This window comes from Saccharopolyspora sp., from assembly GCF_017434145.1.
Classification (GTDB): domain Bacteria; phylum Actinomycetota; class Actinomycetes; order Mycobacteriales; family Pseudonocardiaceae; genus Saccharopolyspora_C; species Saccharopolyspora_C galaxeae.
In genome coordinates this window covers 1-4,865 of sequence record NZ_JAFRFW010000347.1, presented here as the reverse complement: position 1 = coordinate 4,865, position 4,865 = coordinate 1, and the positions used below count along the sequence as shown (strand labels likewise).

Here is a 4,865-nt window from a genome sequence, read left to right as displayed (position 1 = left end):
GCACGACTCGGTTTCGGGCCGCGGGTGCTGATCGAGCGCAGCATGGTGAGCCCCGCTTGCGGCCTCGCCGGGGCGACGCCGGACTGGGCGCGGCGGGCGTTCGGGCTGGTGCGGGATCTCACCGAGGTTTTCCAGGAGGAGGCGCACCGCTGAGGGCCTTGCGAGGTCATCCGGCCGCCGAGGCCCGCGGTCGGATGCGCTTCGGGGTTCCCGCGGACCGATCATGCAAGATCAATTTATGCGGTTCGGGTCACTCGGATGTTTCAACGGTGGTAGGAAAAACGTCGTGTCCAACACCGGCGAAGTGGCGCGGTTCTCCTGGGTGCACCGCAGCACCATCCAGGACGCCGCCTGCCTGACCTTCGTGCGCGGCGTCGACGCGGACCGCGTCGGGCGCGGCTTCGGTGCGGTCACCGAGCACGTGCAGAAGCTCGACTTCGACGAGTTCTGCGAGGAAGCGTTCGCGCACCAGGACCGCTACCCGGTGATCGGCCTGCGCACCGGGGACGGCTGGACGCTGGTGGCCGAGGACGGCGGGCTGCAGGGCACCCGCCGCGAGGTGCTGCGGCGCGTCAGCGCGGGCACCGCGGCGGTGTCGGCGTTCTGGGACGTCAACGGGCTCACCCGGTTCTCGCACGCGGTGGACGGGGCGGTGCGCACCTCGTTCGAGGCGTTGATGCCGGAGTACCGGCTCGGCGTCGCCCCGGACGAGCTGGAGGAGATCCGCGCCGGGCTGCCGTGGGCGGGCAGCGGCTCGGAGGAGCGGGGTGAGAACAGCGTCGAGCTGATGCTCGCGCTCGCCGCCCGGATCACCGGATGCCCGCTCACCCCGGAGTGGCTGGAAGGCGATTTCCTCACCTACCCCGTCGCGCCCTGGCCGCAGGACCTGCCCGCCTCCCCGGAGGAGCTGCTGGACGAGGTCGGGCTGGCGCGCATCTGGCCCGAGCACCCGGATTCGGCGGCGCTGCTGAGCGAACTCCGCCGCGCAGGGTCGTCGAGGTGCGGGCGGGCCGCGGTGGGTGTGGCGCGGTACGTGCTGGACGTGGCCGACGGGTTCGAGTGGCCCGAGGTGACCGAGACGTTGCGGGCCTTGGAAACCGGCGCGGAGTTCGACGCCGGGCGGATCGGTGAGCTCGTGCGGCTGCGCCGCTGGGAGTTGCACCGCGGTCCGGCCACCAGCGCCGACCGCGCCCGCGTGCGCGCGCTGGAGGTGCTGCGGCAGGCCACCAACGACGATCCGCTGGCGGGCCTGCTCGGGACGCTGGCCGAGTCCCGCAGGCTCCGGCTGGAGCAGGCCACCATCTCCGACCTGGCCGCGGCCGCCCTGTTCTGACCCCCACTCGTCCGAAGTGCGAACCGCTGGACCGATGGGAGCGGGCGAACGGCCCGTTCACTGCTGACGAAGCCGCGCGGGCGCCCGCCGCGGACTCGATGCGGATCGGCGGGAATCGCCACGGCGGGCGGCGGCGGCTTGCACAATGAGCGCATGATGAGGTTCCTGCGCCGCCGCCGTGCCGATGCCGACGCAGCCGAGGCCGCGGAAGCCGGTGCCGATGGCACGTCGACCGGCGCCGCACCGCTCGACACCGCGCCGGAATCCGGAGTCACCGCCGATGCGCGTGCGAAGGCCGATGAGTTCTGGCGCCGCTGGGAAGAACTGCTGCCGGAGGTCGCCGCCGCCCTCGGCGAAGGCGCCCCGCAGCGCTTCGACCACCAGCTCGCCGAGGCCGTCGCGGGCGTGCACCCGGACCTCACGTTCTCCGTCGAGCAAGGCGAAGAGGCGGTGTACGCGCTGGTGATCAGCGCGCAGGCCGATCCGGAGCTGCGGCCTTACACCGACGCGTGGAAGGCGGCCGCCCCGGAGGCCGACGCCCTGTTCGAGTACCACGACTCGGTTCCGCCGGTGCCGGACCCGACGCAGGTGACGGTCAACCTCCGCGACCGGCGCTACGCGCTCGACGAGGTGCGGGTGTTCGCGCGCGTCGACGAGGGCGAAGGGCTGGTGGACGTGGCGGTCTACCACCCCGGTTTCGCCGGTTTGGAGTCCGAGGCGCGTTCGGCGCTGACGTTCCTGCCGCTGGACGCCGCGCTCGGCGAACGGCTGGCCGCCGACCGGTTGGGCCGGGTGGAGACCGCCGAGGCGGAACCGACCGGGGCGGTGGGCCTGCTGGAGTTCCGCGACCTGGTCCGTCGCCTCGACGACCCGAACAGCTCGGAGTGAGCGACCCGGTCGCCCCGGACCAGTCGGGCGACCCGTTCGCTCGCCGATCCGTTCGTTCAGCGACCCCTGACGGCCGACACGCCCGCACCGCCGCCCGATCCGCGCAACTTCTTCCGGCGCGAGCGGTCCCGTTCGCCCGTCCTGGCCGGTCCAGCGGTCCGTTCGCGCCGAAAAGCACCGGGTAGCCCCGCCGGCGGGCGGCAGCGGAGGTGATCCGCGCGAACGGTCCGGACGGCTGGTTAGGCTTTCGGGCGTGACCAGCAAGAAGCGGGCCGGTGCCGACTCCGGCGAGAGCGTCCAGCAGAACCCGGCCGACGACGGCGACCGCGCCACCGAACTGCCCGACGACCCCGCGGCAGCCGCGCGCACCGAGGGCATCGAGGACGTGCCCGCGGATGTGCGCGAGCGCTACCAGGCCCTCGTCGAGGAGGTGCGCGGGCACCAGTTCCGCTACTACGTGCTGGACTCGCCGACGATCGCCGACTCGGAGTTCGACGAGCGGTTCGTCGAGCTGCAGCGCATGGAGCAGCAGCACCCGGCGCTGCGCGCACCGGACTCGCCGACGCAGATGGTCGGCGGCACCTTCGCCACCGAGTTCAACGCCGTTGACCACCTGGAGCGGATGCTCAGCCTGGACAACGCCTTCGATACCGAGGAGTTCCGCACCTGGGTGGACCGGGTGGAGCGCGAGGTCGGCGCGGACGCGCACTACCTGTGCGAGCTCAAGATCGACGGGCTGGCGATCAACCTGCTCTACCGGGACGGCCGCCTGGAACGCGCGCTGACCCGCGGCGACGGGCGCACCGGCGAGGACGTCACGCTCAACGTGCGCACCATGGCCGACGTGCCGGACCGGCTCACCGGCACCGCCGATTTCCCGGTGCCGGCGCTGGTGGAGGTCCGGGGCGAGGTGTACTTCCGCGTCTCGGAGTTCGCCGACCTCAACGCCGCCCTGGTCGAGTCCGGCAAGGCGCCGTTCGCCAACCCGCGCAACGCGGCGGCGGGTTCGCTGCGGCAGAAGGATCCGCGGGTGACGCGCACCCGTCCGCTTCGGCTGATCTGCCACGGCCTCGGCAAGCGCGAGGGTTTCGAGCCGAGCAGGCAGTCCGAGTCCTACGCCGCGTTGAAGGCGTGGGGCCTGCCGGTCTCCCGGCACACCCAAGTGTTGTCCACAGTGGACGAGATCGTGCGGCTCATCGGCTACTGGGGCGAGAACCGGGACACCGCCGAGCACGAGATCGACGGCGTGGTGGTCAAGGTCGACGAGGTCTCGCTGCAGCGCAGGCTCGGCACCACCTCCCGCGCCCCGCGCTGGTCGATCGCCTACAAGTACCCGCCGGAGCAGGCCACCACGGTGCTGCGCGACATCAAGGTCAACGTGGGCCGCACCGGCCGGGTCACCCCGTACGCGGAGATGGAGCCGGTGCAGGTCGCCGGTTCGACGGTGTCCATGGCCACGCTGCACAACTCCGACGAGGTGCGCCGCAAGGGCGTGCTGATCGGCGACCGGGTGGTGATCCGCAAGGCGGGCGACGTGATCCCGGAGGTGCTCAGCCCGGTCGTGGACGTCCGCGACGGCCGCGAGCGCGAGTTCGTGATGCCCACCGAGTGCCCGGAGTGCGGCACCGCGCTGCGCAGGCAGAAGGAGAGCGACGTGGACATCCGCTGTCCGAACGCCCGCTCCTGCCCGGCGCAGCTGCGCGAGCGGTTGTTCCACCTGGCCGGGCGCGGCGCCTTCGACATCGAGGTGCTGGGCTACGAGTCGGCGGTCGCGCTGCTGGGTGCCGGCGCGCTGGTCGACGAGGGCGACGTGTTCCACCTCGACGAGCAGAAGTTGCTGGCCACCGACCTGTTCCGGACCAAGGAGGGCAACCTCTCCGCGAACGGCGCGAAACTGCTGGGGAACCTGGAGGCGGCCAAGCGCAAGCCGTTGTGGCGGGTGCTGGTGGCGCTGTCCATCCGGCACGTGGGACCGACCGCGGCGCAGGCGCTGGCCCGCGAATTCGGCTCCATGGAGCGGATCGAGCAGGCCGCGGAGGAGGACATCGCCGCGGTCGACGGCGTCGGCCCCACGATCGCGGGCGCGGTGCGCGAGTGGTTCGAAGTGGACTGGCACCGCGAGGTCGTGCGCAAGTGGCGCGAAGCCGGGGTGCGGATGGCCGATGAGCGCGACGAGTCGGTGCCCCGCACGCTCACCGGTCTGTCCATTGTGGTCACGGGTTCGCTGAACGTCTATTCCCGGGACGAGGCCAAGGAACTCATCATGGCCCGCGGCGGCCGCGCGGCCGGGTCGGTGTCGAAGAAGACCGCGTTCGTCGTCGCGGGCGACAACCCGGGGTCCAAGTACGACAAGGCGGTGCAGCACAAGGTTCCGGTGCTGGACGAGGAAGGCTTCACCGTCCTGCTCGAGCAGGGCCCGGACGCCGCGGCCGAGGCCGCTCTCGACGTCGGCGAACCGAAGCAGGACTAGGAGCTGCTCGGGGAGTTCGCGCCGGTGGCCGGGCTGAGCACATCGCAACCGGCTGGCGCCGCTTCTCGAACCCAACGCTCAGCTCGCCACCGCTTCGGTGCGCTCCGTTCTCGGCAGCATCGCCGTGGCGAGCGCTGTGGCGAGCATCAGCCCGGTCATCAGCAGGAACGCGTG

3 protein-coding genes are annotated in these 4,865 nt (G+C 72.0%); all 3 read left to right on the top strand.

Annotated features, from left to right (window positions below; all coding sequences use genetic code 11):
• Positions 1 to 286 precede the first annotated feature (286 nt).
• Complete coding sequence (locus IJH84_RS09625; protein WP_295142874.1) at positions 287 to 1,333, top strand: DUF6461 domain-containing protein; 1,047 nt, start codon at positions 287 to 289, stop codon at positions 1,331 to 1,333.
• 156 nt (positions 1,334 to 1,489) lie between these two features.
• Positions 1,490 to 2,221 carry a hypothetical protein gene (locus IJH84_RS09620; protein ID WP_295142922.1) on the top strand — a complete coding sequence of 244 codons (732 nt, stop codon included), beginning with the start codon at positions 1,490 to 1,492 and terminating at the stop codon, positions 2,219 to 2,221.
• A gap of 337 nt (positions 2,222 to 2,558) precedes the next feature.
• Entirely contained in the window at positions 2,559 to 4,691 is a 2,133-nt protein-coding gene (gene ligA / locus IJH84_RS09615; RefSeq protein WP_295142877.1) for an NAD-dependent DNA ligase LigA, read from the top strand.
• Positions 4,692 to 4,865 lie beyond the last annotated feature (174 nt).